The following is a 17569-nucleotide window of genomic DNA, read 5'->3' as shown; positions in this document are numbered from 1 at the left end:
AGCGGAACTGAAACCGTTTCCCCTCGTTTTTTCTCCTGTTGATGGCGAGATTCGCTCTCGCCTTCGGTTTGCCTTAATTACCGACAGGAGTTTTCATGAAACGATTTCTCGCCTCCACGGCTCTTGCCGCGCTGATCGCCCTGCCCGCTTTCGCTCAGGACCGTTCGCCGATTTTCTCCGATGAGAAACAGGAAAAGCCGATCGCCAGCGAGAATGGATATTTCGTTGCATCGCCCGGCCAGCTTCTGGTGGCGGGCTTCATCGGACAGGCGGTCTATAACGGCCCCTCCAATGACGCCGCCAATATCGGCACGGTCAATGACATGATCCTTGGCGCCGATGGCAGCCCGCAGGCGGTGGTGATCGGGGTCGGCGGCTTCCTCGGCGTCGGCGAAAAGAACGTCGCAATCGGCTTCGACCGCCTGTCATGGGTGGTTCGCGAAGACGGCAAGCGCTGGCTGATCGTGGATGCCACCAAGGAACAGCTCGAAAAGGCACCGGCCTTCGACCGCAACACGGCCTTCGCAGCCGACGGCGCGCCGCGCGCCGAACCGCCCGCCGCCGAAAAGACGATCACCACGCAGAAGGCGGACAGGGTGATGCCCGAGGGCATGAAGCCGGTGCCATCGGAAGGACTGAGCGCCGACAAGCTGATCGGGGCCACTGTTTTCGGCGCGGACGAAACCAAGATCGGGACAGTCGGCGATGTGCTGATGTCCGCCGACGGGCAGACGGAGGCATTCGTCGTGGATGTCGGCGGCTTCCTCGGCATCAATTCCAAGCCGGTGGCCGTATCGATCGCCAATCTCGATGTAGCGAGCGGCAAGGACGACAAGCTCAACGTCTTCACGCAGTTCACCAAGGAACAGCTTGAGGCCCAGCCCGCCTATTCGGACGAAGCCTACAAGAAGGACCCGGAAGGCACGATCCTGCACGGCGAAGCCGAATAAAGCCTCGCACTATGCGCGGAAGCATTGCAGGCGATGCTTCCGCGCCTTCCGGCAGCGCCATTTACCATGCCTTGCAACAACCGTCCGGTCTTGTTGCCGCTGGCGGCTTTGCATGCAACCATTGGGCGGGCAGCACGTTATCCGAACGATCAGACAAAGAATGAACAGGAGAGCCGATATGGCGCGAGCATCCGCGAAAACGAGCAAGATCGAAGAAAAGATCGAGGAAGCGCTGACCGATGCCAGCGCGGAAGACCTTCAGGCACAGGTCGAGCAACTCAAGGAAGACATTGCCGCCATCGCGGCGACACTGGCCAATCTCGGTTCGCAGACGGTCCGCGACGCCAAACGCAGCGCGAAGGAGACCTACAAGAGCGCCTATATCCAGGGCGAAGACGCCATCGATGATCTGCGCAACAAGGCGCAGGATCTCGAAGCTCAGCTTACGGCAACAGTGCGGGAACGCCCGATTGCCTCGCTCGCCACTGCACTCGGCGTCGGCTATCTGCTGGCCCTGCTCTCGCGCCGCTGAGGCGGGTCATGCTGAAAGCTCTCATGCCCCTTTTGACTGCAATGGCAGGCGAGGAACTGAAGTTCGTGGCGGGCCAGACGAAACGCGCCGCGATCTTCGGCGCGGCCATCGCGATCTTCGCGATCATCGCAGTCACCTTCCTCTGTGTCGCCGCTTTCCTGGCGCTTGCGCAGAGCTATGGCGGTCCGCTGGCGGCCCTCATTCTCGCGGCATTGTCGCTGATCGTGGCGCTTCTCATCCTCGCGGTGATGAAGATTCAGGCTGCGTCAGAGGCCAGAAAGCGCAAGGAGAAAATGGAGGCGGAGAAGACGGCCATGATGGCAACGGCAGCAATCGCAACCGTTCCCGCCATCCTCAAGCGACCGATACTGGCCGCCGCCCTGCCGCTTGCGGGCATTGCGCTCGTCTCGCTGCTTTCCGACAAGAAAAAGCGCCCGCCGCGAAGCTGACACGCCTGATCGGGACACGCTGTCCAAACCTTGAAAACGCCGGCCTCATGGGGTCGGCGTTCGTCGTTCGGACCCAGGGGCTTCTATTGGCCCGCCGCCTTGTCGGAGCTTTCGAGGAGCGAGGACAGACGAACGATCACCCGCGTTCCAACACCATTATCGGTCTTGCAATAAACCGGCTTTTCGCCGAACTGCATGCAAAGCTGCTCGATGACGAGCGTCCCGAGACCGTTCTTTTCGCCGGTTTTGTGATGGTCCAGTCCGACGCCGTCATCTTCCACGACCAGCACCGGAACGGCATCCTCACCCGGCTTCAGGCTGATGCGGATATGGCCTTCCGTGCGCCCCTTGAATGCATGCTTGATCGCATTGGTGACGAGTTCGCCCAGAATGATGCCGATCGTCGTCACATCGCGGGCTTTCAGGTCAAGCGGCGCCAGATCGGTGGTGAACTCGATCTTCCGATCCTGCCCGATGGCGTTGCGGATATCATCGATGACGGTGCCAAGAAAATCGTCCACGCGGGCCGATTCCATGTCCTCGCCCAGACGCAGGCGGCGATGTGCCGTCGATACTGTCTGGACGCGGTCGCGGGCGGCGGCAAGGGCGGCGCGTGCATCCTCGCTGCGGGTCTGGCGCATCTGGAGGCCAAGCAGCGATGACACGGTTGCCAGCGAATTGCCGATACGATGGTTGGTGTCCTGTAGCAGAAGCTCGACCCGCTGGCGCTCGCGCTCGGCGATGCGACGCTCCTCTTCCAGCTCGGCGGTCCGTTCCTTCACGCGCTGCTCCAGCAACTGTTTTTCGGAACGCAGCGCGGTCTGCCCCTCGAACATAGACCGCGCATAACGCTGCACGCGGCTGAACAGCAAAAGCGCCAGCGTGGCGGCGGAAGCCAGCGCCACGATGGAGGTGGCGGTCATCCAGTAGCGCATGCGGTTGATGCGCTTGTTGCGCTCGAGAAGCTGCTGTTCTTCCGCATCGATGAATTGCGTCACCGTGCTGGCGAGCTGGTCCATCAGCACCTTGCCCTCGTCGCCGCGCACTTTCTCCACCGCTGCCGCCACATTGCCAGCCTGCGCAAGACCGACCGTCTCGCGCACATCTTCCTGTTCACGTTCGACCAGCGCGCGGATCTGCTTGACCCGCGCATCCTGCAACGGGTTCTGGTCCGTCAGGGCTTCAAGATCGGCGAGCGTCTTGTCGACGCTCAGGATAGTATTGCGATAGAGATCGAGATAGGTCTCATCGAGCGTCAGAAGATAGCCGCGTCGGCTCATCTCAATATTGCTGGCAAGGCGCGCAACCTTGTCGACCTGCTGGCGCAGGGCATAGTTGCGGGAAATATCGATTACCTGGTGGTTTACGCCTGACGACAGAAACAGGGTCATGATCGCCGACAGAAGCACGAGCCCAAGCGAGACGATAACCGCAACCGGCTTCGACGTCGATTGAAGCAGTTTTTTCCACAAGGCTGATGGCAAGACGCAACCCACAAACAACAATCACTGCGCCGACAAGAAATATCAGCAACCGCTAACCTACAAGTGACTGGAGATAAAAAGCAATCGCTGCGAGCAAAAACCCGCACAGGTCCGGGTTTTCTGCAACAAAAGCTCTCCCCTGTCCAGCGGACAGGGGCATCAAAGATGCATCATGCGAAGCTTCTCAACGTGGCCCGCGATGAATCCGCATCGGGACCGTAATCGCTTTCGCCCTCGATCTTGAGGATTTCCTGCAGGCGCGTGCGGGCACGGCTGACGCGGCTCTTGATGGTTCCGACGGCACAGCCGCATATTTCGGCGGCTTCCTCATAGGCAAATCCCGAGGCGCCGATCAGGATGATCGCTTCGCGCTGGTCGTCCGGCAACTGCTCCAGCGCTGCACGGAAATCCTGCAGGTCGAGCGTGCCATATTGGGAAGGATGCACGGCGAGTTGCTCGCTGAACACGCCATCCGTGTCCTGCACCTCGCGGCCGCGCTTGCGCATCTGCGTGTAGAACTCATTGCGCAAGATGGTGAACAGCCAAGCCTTCATATTGGTCCCCATCTCGAAGGACTCCTGCTTGGCCCAGGCTTTCATGATCGTATCCTGTACGAGATCATCCGCTTTGTCATGCTGGCCGATCAGCGACACCGCGAAGGCGCGCAGGCTCGGCAGCGACGACAGGAGTTCTCGCTTGAACTGTGCATTACTCTCAACCGACGGACCGGGTGCTGTGTTCACGCATACTCTCCTGTTCAGCCTGATCGAGTTTTTCGAGAAGATCGAGGAAGCGATCCGGGATCGTCTCGTCCTGTATCGAGGTGTACAGTGCCTTTAGTTTCAATCCGACTTCACAATTTGGTCCTAATATATCCTTCTGAACGCGGCGGGTCGACCGAACCCCGGCTCCGTTCATAAGAAGGTTTTCTTTTTCTGCCATATCTTGATCATTCCGGGCTGATTGCCCTACCCTATTAATCTAAGCCCCTGCTTGTCCGGGAAATGCGCGGGTTTCTAAAAAGTTCCCGATTATATTTCCAACTTGCGGAACTTTTTTCAAAACGCCCCGTTTAGGGTAACATAATGCTGCGCTCAAAGCATAGGCGGGAGAGGGTCAAACCTGTTCGCCAATGTGCATTCAATGAACGAAAGCGGCAGTTGAGGAGTTCCATTACCATGACGTTATCGACGCGTATCGCGCCGCACCTTCCCTATCTTCGTCGTTTTTCCCGCGCTCTTACCGGCTCGCAGGCTTCCGGCGATGCCTATGTGGCGGCGGCGCTTGAAGCATTGATCGCCGATGTGAGCATATTCCCGGAGGGTTCCTCCGACCGGATCGGTCTCTATCGCCTTTTCTGCAATCTCTACAAGACGGCCTCCGTCCGCGTGCCGGAACCGGCGTCGGAATTTGCATGGGAACAGCAGGCGGCAAGAAATCTTGCCCATATCGCCCCGCTGCCGCGTCAGGCCTTCCTGCTTGTGGCAGTAGAGGGTTTTTCCGACAAGGAAGCCGCCGAAATTCTCGAACTGGACGACGCCGAACTGAGCCGCGTCCTGTCGGTCGCTTCGACCGAAATTTCGCGCCAGGTGGCGACGCGCATCATGATCATCGAGGATGAGCCGCTGATCGCGATGGATATCGAGCAGATGGTGGAAAGCCTCGGCCATGAGGTCGTGGGCATCGCGCGCACCAGGGATGAGGCGCTGGCGCTCTACAGGCAGGAGAAGCCGCGCATGGTGCTGGCCGATATCCAGCTCGCCGATGGCAGCTCGGGCATCGATGCGGTGAATGAAATCCTGCAGAACGATGCAATACCGGTCATCTTCATCACCGCATTCCCGGAACGCCTGTTGACGGGCGAACGCCCGGAACCGACCTTCCTCGTCACCAAGCCGTTCAATCCGGATATGGTGAAAGCACTGATCAGCCAGGCGCTCTTCTTCGAGGAAGCCTCGCAGGTCGCAGCCTAGCGGCAGGAAGCGAAGCGATTGCCTTGATACGAAGTCCCGAAAGGCATGCCTTTCGGGACTTCGGCCCGTTAGCACTTCGCCCATCTGTCAATCACCCCGCCTTACGCCCCGTTATGAGTATTTAGAGTTGTGAGCGCGCTAATTTTCCCCGGACCACGGAACAAATACCGCTTGGATGGCGTTTCTTCTTCACCCAATAAAGAGGAGACCGAAAATGCTTTACTATGCGCTTGTATTTCTCGTGGTGGCACTCGTAGCAGGTGCGCTTGGCTTCGGCGGCATCGCTGGTGCGTCGGCTGGTATAGCGCAGATTCTGTTCTTTGTGTTCCTTGCCTTGCTCGTCATTTCGCTCATCGCGTCGGCGATCCGCAAGGCTTAGACCGCACAAGACCGAAGGCTGTTTTTGACCTCCTGAAAGCCCAGCCTATATTAGACTCCAGTGAAGGTGACCGCCGCATAAGCCATGCGGCGGTTTACCGATTTAAGGATTTGGGCCGGTTCAACGACCGGAAAATGAAGGCTCGACCGCGACCCGCCAGCCGGTCGAAGAAAACGGACGCAATGGCACGCAGATTTCCGATCAGTCTTTCCGGAGTTTTTGACGTGTCGCCAATGGGCGGTCCGGCTATTTGTTTCGTTGCATCCTCCACCGCAAAACCGCTTGGCACTTTTGCTGGAAATGCGCTGAGTGGGCTGCGGGTTGAATGAGGCAGACATGACAGCTGGCACAAAATTCAACCTGCAGGATACCGAGCCGGACGCAGCGCGTCTGCGGGCCCTGTTGCGGGCAGTGCGCAACAGCAATGTCTGCGTGCTCTATCAAGGCCCCGACCTCGCCTATTCGTGGGGCGAGAACATTCCGCTCTACTGGCAGGAAAAGTGGAAAGTGGGCGGCAACGACTGCGACTTCATCTTCTCCGCAGCCCTGCACAAGCTTGTCGGCGCCAAGCAGGCGGCGCTTGATACGGGCGAAGCGCAGAATGTGGAGATCGCCATCAATGACGGCGACAAGCTGCGCTGGATAGAGTTTCATGTCGATTGTGACCGCGACGACGAGGGCAATATTCAGGGCCTCGTCACCACGGCGATCGAGATCAGCGAGCTGAAGCGGCGCGAGCAGGTGCTGAAGACCCTGCTGCGCGAAGTAAGTCACCGCTCCAAGAACCTTCTGGCCATCGTGCAGAGCATCGCCAGCCAGACGGCGCGCTTTACAGACACAATCGATGATTTCCTGCTGAAGTTTCGCGGGCGCATCCAGTCGCTGTCCTATTCGCAGGATCTGGTGACGGATTCGAACTGGCGCGGCGCATTGTTTCGCGATCTCGTGCATTCGCAGGTCGAGAAATATATCGACGTCAGCGACGAGCGCCTGAGCATCGAAGGAGATAACCCCTATCTTTTCCCGGGCGCGGCCCTGCATGTCGGCCTTGCGCTGCATGAACTCGTGGTCAATGCGACCTCGTTCGGCGGTCTTTCCATCCCCTATGGCCGGGTGAAGATTTCGGCGAAGGTCCTTCATCTGACGGGCGGCGTCGACCGGCTGGAATTCCTCTGGGAAGAAACCAATCCGGCGATGCCCGAGGTTTTCGAGCATGACCCGCGGTTCGGCAGCGCCGTGTTGCAGCGCATCGTCCCCGCCTCCGTCAATGGTCACGCCGATTATCGCATCGACGGTACCGGGGCGGTCTATTCGCTCACCATCCCCACGGAGCAGTTCGACGCCTGATGCGTAAGGCGTTAGAGCATTTCCAGCAAAAGTGTGAAACGGTTTTGCGTTGGATAATGCGATAAAACAAATAGTTAGAGCGGTTCCGGCGATTCTGTGAGGAACCGCTTTAGTGGGCGTTCTGGGACATTTGGGAGATCAAAAAAAAGCCGCCATGGTCCCGGCCTTGAGCCTGAACCACGGCGACTTGCTCTGAATTTGCGGAACGCCAGCTGCTTAACGTTTAACGGTCAGCGCGGCATTCTCGCCGCTCGCCTCGTGCGGGGAGGTTGAGGCGAACTGTGAAGACCGCGTTGTGGGGGCGGGGTCACGGCCTTCATGGGCGCTAAACGCGGCAAACGAAATTTGGTTCCGTCAGTTTCCGATTTTTTTGCAATAAAGTTCGAGCCGGTGATGGACGATCTCGTAACCGAGCGACCGGGCGATTTCTTCCTGCAGCTTTTCGATCTTGTCGGAGCGGAATTCGACCACCTCGCCGGAATCCATGTCGATGATATGGTCGTGATGCGCGCCGCTCGCCTGCTCGAAACGCGAGGGCCCGCCGGCAAAGGCGTGCCGGTGAATCGCGCCACGCTCTTCCAGAAGCTTCATCGTGCGATAGACGGTCGACAGCGAAATGCTGCTGTCGATCTCGACCGCCCGGCGGAAAATCTCCAGCGCGTCGGGGTGATCTTCCGTCTCGGTCAATATGTTCAGGATGATCCGGCGCGGCCGCGTGATGCGGACGCCTGCCTGGCGCAGTTCCTGTTCATAATCGGGTTTCTTGTACGATTCACTCATGTGGCAATTATGCACTGTCCGGGCTCCAGTTGCAAATTTTTGCAACTGGCAGCGCACCGATCTCCCCAGCCCTTGTTGGGATTGCGCATGGGAGCGCATATCGATCTGGTTGAATCAGTTCGGCGCTCCAATCTCGTCTGTTTGAAGCATGATCTTGTCGATCCTCGTTTCACTCCGGCCGGATCACGCTCCAGTGACCGGGCTCCACCTGCGAGCCGGACACCTTGTCGTTCAGATGGTATTGTCCCCTGCCGACCCGCACGAAAAGCGCATCGCCTTCCGGTTGATTGGCGGTACAATTTTCGGCGAGGAAAGAGAAGTATCTGGAGTAAGGCCAGCCGGGAGCGACGCGACGCACGTCTCTCGGCGTGAAAGGTTCGGCAAGAATGCCCTTCACCCTGACCGCATTATGGATTTGAGGATAAATAGTCGATCCAATTTTCCACATGCCAGATACTACCACTACCATGCGTAGCATTCATATCCCGTGAACATGGGATGATTGCAGTTTTGCTGGATCGAAAAACTTTGAGTAGACAAGCAAGCTTGGCTGGACCGCGAAAAAGGGGATGATGCTGGTACGCCCAAGGGGAATCGAACCCCTGTTTGCGCCGTGAGAGAGCGTAAAAATTCGTATTTTCTTGTTCGCTACTGTTCACATACATTCAATAAAATTAATTAGTTATAGGAATTCAGTTCGCTGTTGTTCACAAACCGTCGAATATGTATATTCGACGAATATTCGACGTATTGGATATGAGCGATGGCTAAGATTTTGAAGGAAGCTGAGCTAACAACGGCAAAGGCAAGATCACGCCTGCCGATTGGAGAACATGCGCGTCGGCTCGATGCAGAGGCTCACTTATTCTATCGTAAAGGTGTGCGTTCCGGCGTTTGGTTCGTGCGCTGGCGTAATCACGGCGTCGGTGCGAACTATCGACAAATGCCAGTGGGACCAGCGAACGACATCAACGACAAGCCCACAGAGGGATTGTTGACCTTTCTGGAGGCCGAACGGCTTGGACGCTCCCACGTTGAAGCAGCAAGAGCGGAAGCAAGAGCGATTGCTGATGGTCCTCTGATCACCATTCGGACGGCTGTTGAGACATATATCGCGAAACGAGACGCTAGAGAGACGGCCCGCAAGGGACGTGAAGGCCGATCCGATGCCAACCGTCGCTTATCCAGACACCTGTTGGGGCAAGAGAAGCGTGGCAAACAGCTTGCAATTCAACCGGATCGACTAGCAGATGTGGCGCTGCATGCCATAAAGGATAAAGACTTGACGCTATGGCTTGCCGGTCTACCACAGGAAATGAAAGGGACTACTCGGCAACGCCTTGTGAACGACATACGCGCCGCGCTCAACGCTGCTTATGCCGCGCACCGCGACCGCCTGCCGCCTACCCTGCCGGGCATAATTAAACACGCGTTCGCAACGAGAACTGATGACGGTCCACACGAAGAAAGCGAAACCGCTCGCGACAATCAGGTTTTGAAAGATGCTGAGGTGTCACGCCTTATTCGAGCAGCAATGGAAATCGATAGCGCTCACAATTGGGAAGGTGATTTGTTCCGGCTTGTACTGGTTCTGGCGGCTACCGGCGCACGGTTCTCGCAGATTATCCGAATGAAGGTTCGAGACGTGCAGCAGGACAAAGGGCGGCTGATGGTGCCAACCAGTCGCAAGGGGCGTGGAGGCAATAAGAGCGCCACAACGCCCGTGCCGGTAGGTCGTGATGTTCTTGATGTTCTCTTGCCTATTACGACCGGTAGGCCCGGCGAAGCGACGCTTTTGGAACGCTGGCGAGTTCAGCAGATCGGACCGGCAGAATGGGAGCGTACCGGGCGAGGTCCGTGGGTGACATCTTCGGAATTGCGCCGCCCTTGGATTGCTATAACTGAAAAAGCCAAGATGTCGGGTGTAATCCCCTATGCCTTGCGCCACTCGTCTATCGTGCGTGGCATCCGGGTCAATCTGCCTATCCGGCTGGTCGCCGCCGTTCATGATACCAGTGTGGCAATGATTGAACGCCATTACGCGAAGTGGATCGCGACCGGCCTTGAGGAACTCGTCGCACAAGCTATTGTGCCGCTGGTTCCTGAAAATAGTCGGCGGATCGTCTCTATCTTTGATGGAAGATAGGCAAGCACGCGCACCGCCTAACGAAAAAACGCGTCAAGTGTAAAAATTAAAATTTATTTTCGAACGGCGGCGACATTAAATCTAGTGTTGCATCCGTAGTCATTTCATAAGCTTAGTGATTGACGTTGTATTTTACACAACGGCTATTTCCGTGAAAATATAGCTTCTGAAATTCAGGAATTCTGAAATTTTACACAACGCCAGAAATTCGTATTATCTAAATGTTCGAACGAATACAGAAAGGTTCGGACATGGAACAGAAACTTGCTTACACTGTAGATGAAGCCGCCAAGCTGATCGGCATTGGTCGCGTAAAATTCTACGAACTTCTCAATAAGGGTGAGGTTAAGGCCGTCAAAATTGGATCGCGAACGGTGATCCGAGCAGACGATTTGAAGGCATACGTTGACGGCCTTCCGTCTTACGCTGCGTGAGGCCTTCCGTCATGCCGGTCATATCCTGCCCGTGCTGCGGCAACGCACAGCCATTGCTCAACGCCGATCTCATAACCGAAGTTCTGGCGCTCCCTAAGATGGAAGCGCGCATTCTCGCTGCTCTATGGGCCGGTGACGGCCAGCCCGTCGCGACAGAGACTATGTATCGCGCGATGCGTCCCGATGCTGATCAGAGAGCCGATGAGCCAACGAAACAGTACAACGCTTTCAAGGTCTGCCTGTTCAAGCTCCGCCGTGCGCTGGAAGGGACACAGGTGCGAATTGAGAATGTTGGCTACGCTCAGGGCTATCGGCTGGTCATCAACAACATGCAGGCCAACGCGGCTTGACGTTTAAACGCTGTAATCCCTGCCGGTCATCATCGGCAGTCGCATAAATTATCCAAATCAACCAAACCAAGTGAGAACAGTGCAAAGAAAAACCCCCGATTTCAATCGAGGGCCGCGCACTGCGAAAGATAAATGATGTGTCTTTTTTATACATCACAGTGGCGGCCCTGTCAAAAGCAGGGCTTAATATGAAAAAAGAAACTGAAAACCCATCGATCCTAACGATCCCTCCGACTGTTTATACTTCGGAAGGTGGCCGCATTATTCGTCTTTGTCGTCCGTATGCGCCCATGCCTGTTCATGACGCTTGCGGAAACTTAACCGATCTAGACTTAGCAAGAACGCTGGACGATTACGGGCACCCGGAATTCTATCTGCTGGCGTGTCGCGCTCATGATCTTGATGATATTGAAGCACTGCCCGGTGCAGTACGATCTACACTGCACGATATCATGTCTTGGAATGATGATGTCACGAACCAGCTTGCGGCACAGATTGCCGCCCGGCACGATCCACGGTTTCTCCTAATCGACAACGGCATCCGACCAGATCGCTATAGCGTCATTGATGCGCCAGCCAACCAGAGGGTTTATGCAGCGATCAACTTCTACCATCGGTGCCGGGAATTTGTGGAACGTGTTGAAGCCCGCTGCGGCATGTTTGGCTTTAGCCATTCTAATGATCGGGGGGCATGATGGACCGTTTTGCACTACCACCGCTAAGCGCCTATGAAGCTGATGGGCTGACCGGCGACATCGAGCCTGACAATGCGGCACCTTTTCATTGGCAAAGTTGGGCAGACATTAAGCCAACCGAGCCGCCCGCGAATGAAAACCTTCGTGCTGGTCAGCTTCTCAAGATGGAGCAATTCGACTTCGAGTTAGAAGCCTTTCTTATCGACCGCAAATGGCTGATTAGACAGAACGAACTATCGGGCGAAATTGAAATCCATCGACCGCGTGACATCGTGCCCATGACCGACAATCGTTTGGCTGAAATACGTTTCTCCGTGTCATACGCCGCCAATGGCAAGGAACCGGCCAAGGACAAAATCACTGATGCCATTGGCTTGATCGCTGAGCGCAACGCATATCATCCTGTACGAGACTACCTCGACGGGCTGGAATGGGACGGCGTCCCACGCTTGGATACTTGGCTGATCGATTATGCCGGTGCCGAGGATACGGAGCTAAACCGGGCGTTTTCGAGGAAATCGCTGTGTGCTGCTGTGCGCCGTGTGAAGCAACCCGGTTGCAAATTTGATCATGCTCTTGTGCTTCGGGGACCGCAAGGCGCGATGAAGTCGTCAATGGTCAAGGCTCTGTGCCGTGATGAGACATGGTTTACAGACCAATTGAAGGTCGGAGCCGATGCGAAAGAGACGATTGAGAATTCAACCGGCGCATGGGTCGTAGAACTCGCTGAGCTTGACGGGTTGAGCCGAAGGGAAGCGAACGCGGTCAAGTCGTTCATCACCACGGTTTCTGACAAAGCGCGTCTGTCCTATGCTCGATATGCCGTCACGCGGCCACGGCAATTCGTCCTGATCGGTACAACGAACGAAAGCGCATTCCTCAACGATTTAACCGGCAATCGCAGATGGTGGATCGTCAACGTCGCGTCCTGCGATCCTGCCGGGGTCGCATCGGTTCGTGATCAACTATGGGCCGAAGCTCTCGCGGCTGAGCCGAATGAAAGTCTCTGGCTTGATAATGAAGCGCTACAGGCTGATGCCGCTGTGATGACGCAATCTGTGACGGACTTCGGGCCGTGGGCGGAAATGCTGGACGAGCAATTTCCGGAAGGATCACTCAAGATAGAAGCGGTGGACGTTTGGAAGCTGGTCGGAATTGATGGGGCTGACAGCATCAACAAACTGACTAAAGCACACCATGCCAGCATGAAAGCAGCTATGGCGGGCCTTGGTTTCGAACGCAAGGATAGCGGTATTCGCAATGCTGATGGAAAGAAAGTTCGCGCCTACGTGCGTGGCGATCTTCACGTTGCTGAGTGGTGGCGACCGGGTGACCCGGCGCGTGATAGTCAGGAGGCAAGGGGCCATTGGTGAGACCAAACAGTACGGAAGTCACGGGGCGGGCATTGCAGCGTTTTTTGCGGCAACGAACCGATTGCATTGGTCTGACCTCCTGTGCACTTTCTATTCTTACGGAGCGAGCCAGCCGTGGTAGAAAGCTGACGTGTTCACATCCGACGAGATTGTTTGCCTTATGACCGAAGATTTGACAGCTATAGCCGAAACCATGGACGCGCTTCTCCCCTTATTCGTTAACGGGAGCAGTATGTCCGGCCTTTATCTCCCGATCCAACATGCGGCCAGTTTCAAGGCATTGGCTATCGAAGCCAAGTCCATCCTCGATCAAGAGCTAGGCTATGCGAATGAGTATTCGATGAACCTTATCCGCTCGGTAAACTCCGGTGCAGGCGGCTTCTTTGGCGGGCCGTCATATGCATCTGTTGAAGAAGCATCCAAGATAGTTCAGGCCGGGGTTAGGGCAATCAACCGTAAGCGAGCAAAGCCCCCCGCATCACCTGCCGGTGCTAAGCCTTATGTTGATTCGGGGCGTATTCTGGCGCTGCAAGGGATCAGCAATGCGCCATGGGATTTTGCGCGACTTATAGAGCTTTGCCGTGAAATGAACGTTGCTTCGGCCAATCGCTGCCATATGTCAACCGCAATGCTTCTGCGCACGGTCCTTAATCACGTGCCGCCTGTACTCGGCTTCAACACGTTCGCGGAAGTTGCGAACAACTACGGTAATCTAAAATCGTTGAAATCATTCAAAGCGTCTATGCAACGGCTTGAAGGATCGCTTCGGAACATTGCCGATATGCATCTGCATTCCCCAATCAGACCTCGCGAGGACGTGCCTACCGCTGTGCAAGTGGATTTTTCCGCTGAACTTGATGTGCTGCTCGGTGAAGTGATTCGTGTGGCTGGATCAGGCAACGAGTAGACAATCCCCTAATTCTTTAGGTGGACATCATCTCCTTAATCCAAAGGTAAATCTGCCAGACGCCGACGCCTATGGTGATTGCCGTTGCAAATAGACCAATGCCTTTCGCATAGCGACTTTCAAATATCTTATCCAAAGCAATGCCAAAGCCGCGCGACGCGGTGCGCAGTTTGCCGCGCAAAAGCTTACGGATAACGGAATGAAAGAAACCTACTTTACACAGCGTCGAATTGTGCATTCTCATAAATTCGTTGTTCTGAAATGCTCTGACTTCTTCTTCGCCAGCGAGAAAATCGCGGTGTATACCACCGTTCGACTCCATTAAAGTTTTCAACTTTGGATGTGCCGCGTAATCGTTACCGTAACGGTCGGCTAGAAGATCATTTAAATTTAGACGCCGCTCTACAGGGATCACTGGTGCGTCATTGCCACCAAGAACACGGTATCTATGTTCAAGATGCTCGAAACCATAGGTAAGGTTTCGCATATTCCAATGAACCCAATATTTGTCGCGACGATCCCGCACGAAAGCATAAAAACCCCGCAACAAGCTAAGTTCAACCTCATCGAACCGTTCTCTGACATTTTCGCGGGGAATACGAAGTTCTTCAGCAATAGAATGCGTAGAAAAGCTAACCGTCTGTTCCGTTGCGTAGTGTGTGATGGCAATAGATGTGATGCGTGGTGAGAGCGCCTCATTGTCATCATTCAGGTTTTGGCAAGAATAGTGAATGACGTAGAAATTTTCAGGATGCCCTTTGATTTCCTTAATAAACTCTCGACTATTGTTAATTCCCATATATCCCCCCGTAGTTCTCATTATGGATCGATCAGGAAATCGATTTGGTCAAGTGGTACCGTTATGCGCGATAAAGATATTGAACTGGTCTCTTCTTTTCTCAAAGAGTTTCAAGATGAAACGGAACGAGGTGCGGCCCTAGTGGGAGCAGCGATGATTGACCAGAAATTGTTGGATACCCTGCGCTCGTTTATGGTGAAAGGCAAAATCACCAAAGATGTTCTGGAAGGTGGCACAGCACCTCTTGGCACATTCTCATCTCGGATAAAGGCATGTTACGCTTTGGGATTGATTGATGAACACGAGCGTTCGGAATGCGACTTAATACGCAAAGTGCGAAACGAGTTTGCGCACAGCATTCACGGTCTGTCGTTCTCAGATAAAAAGATCAGTGACTTTTGTGACAAATTGCAATCAGACCTACCCGGAGGAAAAGGCGCCTTCAAGAACAACCCTCGGGGTATTTTTGTTAATGCAGTCGTATTGATATTGTTGCGATTGTTTTATCGGTCTGAATGGGTTGCAAGCGAAAGAAGAACTATAAAGAGATGGCCGTGAAGCAGCGGCGTTACCAGTAACCAGTTGAAATATCAAAAGTAAAGTATCTGCCACGTTCTTTGCTGATCACGTGCGCTTTGTGCCGGAATTGGTTCGGCACGGGTGAACCGGTTCCACCGACGAACCGATTCCACTTGGTTGACTTATGTAGTGGTCTCAACTTCGGTTTTGGAATTGGTGGAATTGGATGAACGGAAAACCGATTCCACCTATAAGATATTGAATTATTTCAATAATAATCGGTGGAATGGGTGGAATCGGTTATTATTATAAAGATACCAGAAGGCTCATAATTCTTACGTATACGCCACAGCATCCGGGTACTTTAGGAAAAACCGATCGAACCGGTTCGAACCGATTCCAGCTACTATTTTGGCTTGTTTTTCCTTGGAGCCAACAAATTCCCATAACGCTCGCAGCCTCCAATATTCCCCTCATATTTCGACTGCTCGATAATTCCCGCCGAATTTACGATGACATCAATGCGGCAATTGTAATCGTAATATTCGGTACTTGTTCCCTGTGATTGAATGTAAACCGGTTTCCCGCCAACATAAGCAGTACTCGTGTTGTAAGTGGGAACGTTATACGATCCAGTTTGCCTAGTACCCCATGAGAATACTCGTCGGTCTGCTATTTTGCTCTCAGCATCAGGAAATCCCAAAACGTCAAAAGCTGCTTGATATGGCTTTCCTCTCAACGAAGACAACCCAGCATCCATATTTTCGAATGTCTGGCACCCGACCAAGCCGCAAATAGCTGCCAAAAGTGCAACTCGAATTTTCATGATAATCCCCGCCTCAACAGAATCACCAAATCCCCCATGATTTGGTTCTCGCCAATCATAATCACAGTATGATTTCGTCAAGCGGAATTCTTTGATCTTCTACATGCCGGTGATGCAGCGTCGATGTCGCGCTGACCAGCATAATAATCGGCTCGAAATGCGTGTTCAATCACCCTGGGTGATTTTTGTCAGAATATCAGCGGCCTTTATTCTGATCATCTCATGATATTGTTGCTCAATCTGTTGCAAGATATTCACGGCTTGGCTCGTGTCGCGTCCTGATGCTCGACGATAGAACCACGCCGCACACCAGAAGTCTCGCGCCTGTTCGTCAAGCGGCTTCCTGTTCATCGGTCGGCGTCCCCCAAAAATAATTTCGTGTTGATCGTGTTTTTATGCGCTTCTTTGCTGGCGTTGGAAACTGTTCGCCTTCGATCCTGCGACTACACAAAACTTAACGTCGCCGGATCGATGACCCCTAAACAAGCACTTTTCGTTCAAGAATTTCTGGTTGACCTCAACGGCACACAGGCCGCTATCCGCGCTGGCTACTCGGAAAAGACGGCGAAGGAACAGGCTGCGCAGATACTCGCCCGGCCTGAGATCGCAGCGGCAATCAATGCTGCCATGGCTGATCGAGCCGATAAGCTTGAAATCACGGCTGAGCGCGTCCTGTCTGAGATAGCCACCATGGCGTTCTATGATCCGTCTGACCTGATGATTGATGGCGAGGCGGAGCCTGATGCAGATGAGGCATGGGTTATAGAAGGTAGGATCATTCACGGCCTGCGCAATGTTGCGGATATCAAGCGCCTGCCCGAAAACGTGCGACGCGCTATCGTCGGTTGGCATTGGGACAAGGCGGGCAACTTCGTTGTGAAGCTGGCCGATAAGTCAAAGGCTCTCGACCAGCTTGCACGTCACCTGAGCCTGTATAACGACAAGCTAATGCTCGGAAGCGTTGACGGTCTTGCTGATCGCCTTGCCCGCGCGGATGCTCGCCAGTTGGATACGAAGCCAGCCGCCGCGCCAGTCATGGCCGCTGCGCCAGTTAAGAGCGAGCCAGCGCCCGTGTCCTCGCCTGATGCCGGGACTGCGCAGCCAGAAGCCGCCGCCGCGCTACAGAACCAGCCTGCCAGCGCGCCGAAAGCGTCACAGCCTGTCGAGGACTGGGCTGCGCCCAAGCCGCAGTCAGCGCCCGTATATCGCCCAATCCTACCCGACTGGCCCGATAGCCCGAACGATGTGGAGGTTGATTACGACCCAACTGGCGGCGCTTACGACTTTAAACGTTGAACCGAAAGGACTTTAGACGATGGACCCCTTGCAGACACTCATTGAGGATTTGATCGCACTGGCACAGCAGGCCGACGCGCTTGCAGATCAGATGCGCCCATTGCTCGCCGCAATCGAAACAAAGGAAGCGGAAATTCGAACGGTACTCAGCGGGCAAGCCGCTACTCACATCGCTGGCAGATACGGCAACGCGAAATATGCGCATAGCCGTTCATGGGCTTTGCCTTCCCCTGAGCGTGACCGCACCACCGAACAAATGATCCTGAGCGGTTACGCCAACGAAATCGCCGCTTTCCCGCCGCCAGAAGCCCCGGAAGGAGGCGCATGACC

23 protein-coding genes are annotated in these 17569 nt (G+C 54.9%); 15 read left to right on the top strand and 8 right to left on the bottom strand.

What is annotated here, in order from left to right:
* Positions 1-95: 95 nt before the first annotated feature.
* From ACS5UA_RS15975 to ACS5UA_RS15965, 3 genes are all read left to right on the top strand, one after another.
* Positions 96-950: a PRC-barrel domain-containing protein gene (locus tag ACS5UA_RS15975; protein WP_151599191.1), complete on the top strand. Its 855-nt coding sequence runs from the start codon at positions 96-98 to the stop codon at positions 948-950.
* Between the two features lie 178 nt (positions 951-1128).
* On the top strand, positions 1129-1482 hold the full coding sequence (locus tag ACS5UA_RS15970) for a DUF883 family protein (protein WP_006473237.1): 354 nt from the start codon (positions 1129-1131) through the stop codon (positions 1480-1482).
* A gap of 8 nt (positions 1483-1490) precedes the next feature.
* Positions 1491-1931, top strand: coding sequence for a phage holin family protein (locus ACS5UA_RS15965; RefSeq protein WP_021587974.1), 441 nt, complete (start codon positions 1491-1493; stop codon positions 1929-1931).
* Between the two features lie 83 nt (positions 1932-2014).
* On the opposite strand, the gene ACS5UA_RS15960 is transcribed toward ACS5UA_RS15965, so the two are convergent.
* The 3 genes from ACS5UA_RS15960 to ACS5UA_RS15950 all read right to left on the bottom strand — a co-directional run bounded on the left by ACS5UA_RS15960 (position 2015) and on the right by ACS5UA_RS15950 (position 4357).
* Positions 2015-3415, bottom strand: coding sequence for a sensor histidine kinase (locus ACS5UA_RS15960; protein ID WP_031347271.1), 1401 nt, complete (start codon positions 3413-3415; stop codon positions 2015-2017).
* 170 nt (positions 3416-3585) lie between these two features.
* A complete protein-coding gene (locus tag ACS5UA_RS15955; RefSeq protein WP_006467673.1) occupies positions 3586-4158 on the bottom strand; it encodes an RNA polymerase sigma factor in 573 nt (190 codons plus the stop codon).
* Positions 4130-4357 (bottom strand): NepR family anti-sigma factor, encoded by a 228-nt coding sequence (locus ACS5UA_RS15950; protein WP_006467674.1) that lies wholly within the window; start codon positions 4355-4357, stop codon positions 4130-4132. The genes ACS5UA_RS15955 and ACS5UA_RS15950 overlap by 29 nt, the downstream gene beginning before the upstream one ends.
* 236 nt (positions 4358-4593) lie before the next feature.
* Between ACS5UA_RS15950 and ACS5UA_RS15945 the strand changes: the two genes are divergently transcribed.
* The 3 genes from ACS5UA_RS15945 to ACS5UA_RS15935 all read left to right on the top strand — a co-directional run bounded on the left by ACS5UA_RS15945 (position 4594) and on the right by ACS5UA_RS15935 (position 7114).
* Positions 4594-5388, top strand: coding sequence for a response regulator (locus tag ACS5UA_RS15945; protein WP_022569738.1), 795 nt, complete (start codon positions 4594-4596; stop codon positions 5386-5388).
* Positions 5389-5602: 214 nt separating this feature from the next.
* The gene (locus ACS5UA_RS15940) at positions 5603-5767 is read left to right on the top strand and encodes a DUF1328 domain-containing protein (RefSeq protein ID WP_006473348.1); all 165 of its coding nucleotides are present in this window, start codon (positions 5603-5605) and stop codon (positions 5765-5767) included.
* 336 nt (positions 5768-6103) lie between these two features.
* Positions 6104-7114, top strand: coding sequence for a sensor histidine kinase (locus ACS5UA_RS15935; protein ID WP_021587977.1), 1011 nt, complete (start codon positions 6104-6106; stop codon positions 7112-7114).
* Between the two features lie 354 nt (positions 7115-7468).
* On the opposite strand, the gene ACS5UA_RS15930 is transcribed toward ACS5UA_RS15935, so the two are convergent.
* On the bottom strand, positions 7469-7894 hold the full coding sequence (locus ACS5UA_RS15930) for a Fur family transcriptional regulator (protein WP_006473346.1): 426 nt from the start codon (positions 7892-7894) through the stop codon (positions 7469-7471).
* A gap of 169 nt (positions 7895-8063) precedes the next feature.
* The gene (locus tag ACS5UA_RS15925; protein ID WP_031347272.1) at positions 8064-8342 is read right to left on the bottom strand and encodes a hypothetical protein; all 279 of its coding nucleotides are present in this window, start codon (positions 8340-8342) and stop codon (positions 8064-8066) included.
* 315 nt (positions 8343-8657) lie between these two features.
* Here ACS5UA_RS15925 and ACS5UA_RS15920 point away from each other — a divergent pair, with 315 nt between their 5' ends.
* The 6 genes from ACS5UA_RS15920 to ACS5UA_RS15895 all read left to right on the top strand — a co-directional run bounded on the left by ACS5UA_RS15920 (position 8658) and on the right by ACS5UA_RS15895 (position 13799).
* The gene (locus ACS5UA_RS15920; RefSeq protein WP_443101508.1) at positions 8658-10040 is read left to right on the top strand and encodes a tyrosine-type recombinase/integrase; all 1383 of its coding nucleotides are present in this window, start codon (positions 8658-8660) and stop codon (positions 10038-10040) included.
* A 251-nt stretch (positions 10041-10291) separates the two neighbouring features.
* Entirely contained in the window at positions 10292-10474 is a 183-nt protein-coding gene (locus ACS5UA_RS15915) for a helix-turn-helix domain-containing protein (protein ID WP_180882028.1), read from the top strand.
* Between the two features lie 11 nt (positions 10475-10485).
* Complete coding sequence (locus tag ACS5UA_RS15910) at positions 10486-10824, top strand: helix-turn-helix domain-containing protein (RefSeq protein WP_180882027.1); 339 nt, start codon at positions 10486-10488, stop codon at positions 10822-10824.
* Between the two features lie 188 nt (positions 10825-11012).
* Entirely contained in the window at positions 11013-11519 is a 507-nt protein-coding gene (locus tag ACS5UA_RS15905) for a hypothetical protein (RefSeq protein ID WP_180882026.1), read from the top strand.
* Positions 11519-12892, top strand: coding sequence for a VapE domain-containing protein (locus ACS5UA_RS15900; RefSeq protein WP_443101507.1), 1374 nt, complete (start codon positions 11519-11521; stop codon positions 12890-12892). The genes ACS5UA_RS15905 and ACS5UA_RS15900 overlap by 1 nt, the downstream gene beginning before the upstream one ends.
* A gap of 160 nt (positions 12893-13052) precedes the next feature.
* A complete protein-coding gene (locus ACS5UA_RS15895; RefSeq protein WP_443101506.1) occupies positions 13053-13799 on the top strand; it encodes a hypothetical protein in 747 nt (248 codons plus the stop codon).
* 16 nt (positions 13800-13815) lie between these two features.
* Here ACS5UA_RS15895 and ACS5UA_RS15890 read toward each other — a convergent pair whose 3' ends face one another.
* Positions 13816-14598 carry a hypothetical protein gene (locus ACS5UA_RS15890; protein WP_180881392.1) on the bottom strand — a complete coding sequence of 261 codons (783 nt, stop codon included), beginning with the start codon at positions 14596-14598 and terminating at the stop codon, positions 13816-13818.
* A 63-nt stretch (positions 14599-14661) separates the two neighbouring features.
* Between ACS5UA_RS15890 and ACS5UA_RS15885 the strand changes: the two genes are divergently transcribed.
* The gene (locus ACS5UA_RS15885; protein ID WP_180881393.1) at positions 14662-15156 is read left to right on the top strand and encodes an MltR family transcriptional regulator; all 495 of its coding nucleotides are present in this window, start codon (positions 14662-14664) and stop codon (positions 15154-15156) included.
* A 367-nt stretch (positions 15157-15523) separates the two neighbouring features.
* On the opposite strand, the gene ACS5UA_RS15880 is transcribed toward ACS5UA_RS15885, so the two are convergent.
* Both ACS5UA_RS15880 and ACS5UA_RS15875 read right to left on the bottom strand, forming a co-directional pair.
* Complete coding sequence (locus ACS5UA_RS15880; protein ID WP_180881394.1) at positions 15524-16024, bottom strand: hypothetical protein; 501 nt, start codon at positions 16022-16024, stop codon at positions 15524-15526.
* Between the two features lie 84 nt (positions 16025-16108).
* The gene (locus ACS5UA_RS15875) at positions 16109-16294 is read right to left on the bottom strand and encodes a hypothetical protein (protein WP_443101505.1); all 186 of its coding nucleotides are present in this window, start codon (positions 16292-16294) and stop codon (positions 16109-16111) included.
* 120 nt (positions 16295-16414) lie between these two features.
* Between ACS5UA_RS15875 and ACS5UA_RS15870 the strand changes: the two genes are divergently transcribed.
* The gene (locus ACS5UA_RS15870; protein WP_180881395.1) at positions 16415-17239 is read left to right on the top strand and encodes a terminase small subunit; all 825 of its coding nucleotides are present in this window, start codon (positions 16415-16417) and stop codon (positions 17237-17239) included.
* Positions 17240-17258: 19 nt separating this feature from the next.
* A complete protein-coding gene (locus ACS5UA_RS15865) occupies positions 17259-17567 on the top strand; it encodes a hypothetical protein (protein WP_180881396.1) in 309 nt (102 codons plus the stop codon).
* Positions 17568-17569 lie beyond the last annotated feature (2 nt).

Origin of the sequence: Brucella sp. RRSP16, assembly GCF_052246815.1 — a bacterium.
In the GTDB taxonomy this organism is placed as follows: domain Bacteria; phylum Pseudomonadota; class Alphaproteobacteria; order Rhizobiales; family Rhizobiaceae; genus Brucella; species Brucella intermedia.
This window is presented reverse-complemented; position numbering and strand designations above follow the sequence as displayed.

What these genes read in the sequence shown, in the direction of transcription:
- ACS5UA_RS15910 (WP_180882027.1), top strand. Translation starts at nt 10,486, where the DNA reads ATGCCGGTCATATCCTGCCCGTGCTGCGGCAACGCACAGCCATTGCTC.
- ACS5UA_RS15905 (WP_180882026.1), top strand. Translation starts at nt 11,013, where the DNA reads ATGAAAAAAGAAACTGAAAACCCATCGATCCTAACGATCCCTCCGACT.
- ACS5UA_RS15900 (WP_443101507.1), top strand. Translation starts at nt 11,519, where the DNA reads ATGGACCGTTTTGCACTACCACCGCTAAGCGCCTATGAAGCTGATGGG.
- ACS5UA_RS15895 (WP_443101506.1), top strand. Translation starts at nt 13,053, where the DNA reads ATGACCGAAGATTTGACAGCTATAGCCGAAACCATGGACGCGCTTCTC.
- ACS5UA_RS15975 (WP_151599191.1), top strand. Translation starts at nt 96, where the DNA reads ATGAAACGATTTCTCGCCTCCACGGCTCTTGCCGCGCTGATCGCCCTG.
- ACS5UA_RS15940 (WP_006473348.1), top strand. Translation starts at nt 5,603, where the DNA reads ATGCTTTACTATGCGCTTGTATTTCTCGTGGTGGCACTCGTAGCAGGT.
- ACS5UA_RS15950 (WP_006467674.1), bottom strand. Translation starts at nt 4,357, where the DNA reads ATGGCAGAAAAAGAAAACCTTCTTATGAACGGAGCCGGGGTTCGGTCG.
- ACS5UA_RS15930 (WP_006473346.1), bottom strand. Translation starts at nt 7,894, where the DNA reads ATGAGTGAATCGTACAAGAAACCCGATTATGAACAGGAACTGCGCCAG.
- ACS5UA_RS15865 (WP_180881396.1), top strand. Translation starts at nt 17,259, where the DNA reads ATGGACCCCTTGCAGACACTCATTGAGGATTTGATCGCACTGGCACAG.
- ACS5UA_RS15920 (WP_443101508.1), top strand. Translation starts at nt 8,658, where the DNA reads ATGGCTAAGATTTTGAAGGAAGCTGAGCTAACAACGGCAAAGGCAAGA.
- ACS5UA_RS15870 (WP_180881395.1), top strand. Translation starts at nt 16,415, where the DNA reads ATGACCCCTAAACAAGCACTTTTCGTTCAAGAATTTCTGGTTGACCTC.
- ACS5UA_RS15890 (WP_180881392.1), bottom strand. Translation starts at nt 14,598, where the DNA reads ATGGGAATTAACAATAGTCGAGAGTTTATTAAGGAAATCAAAGGGCAT.
- ACS5UA_RS15875 (WP_443101505.1), bottom strand. Translation starts at nt 16,294, where the DNA reads ATGAACAGGAAGCCGCTTGACGAACAGGCGCGAGACTTCTGGTGTGCG.
- ACS5UA_RS15965 (WP_021587974.1), top strand. Translation starts at nt 1,491, where the DNA reads ATGCTGAAAGCTCTCATGCCCCTTTTGACTGCAATGGCAGGCGAGGAA.
- ACS5UA_RS15945 (WP_022569738.1), top strand. Translation starts at nt 4,594, where the DNA reads ATGACGTTATCGACGCGTATCGCGCCGCACCTTCCCTATCTTCGTCGT.
- ACS5UA_RS15885 (WP_180881393.1), top strand. Translation starts at nt 14,662, where the DNA reads ATGCGCGATAAAGATATTGAACTGGTCTCTTCTTTTCTCAAAGAGTTT.
- ACS5UA_RS15915 (WP_180882028.1), top strand. Translation starts at nt 10,292, where the DNA reads ATGGAACAGAAACTTGCTTACACTGTAGATGAAGCCGCCAAGCTGATC.
- ACS5UA_RS15935 (WP_021587977.1), top strand. Translation starts at nt 6,104, where the DNA reads ATGACAGCTGGCACAAAATTCAACCTGCAGGATACCGAGCCGGACGCA.
- ACS5UA_RS15970 (WP_006473237.1), top strand. Translation starts at nt 1,129, where the DNA reads ATGGCGCGAGCATCCGCGAAAACGAGCAAGATCGAAGAAAAGATCGAG.
- ACS5UA_RS15925 (WP_031347272.1), bottom strand. Translation starts at nt 8,342, where the DNA reads ATGTGGAAAATTGGATCGACTATTTATCCTCAAATCCATAATGCGGTC.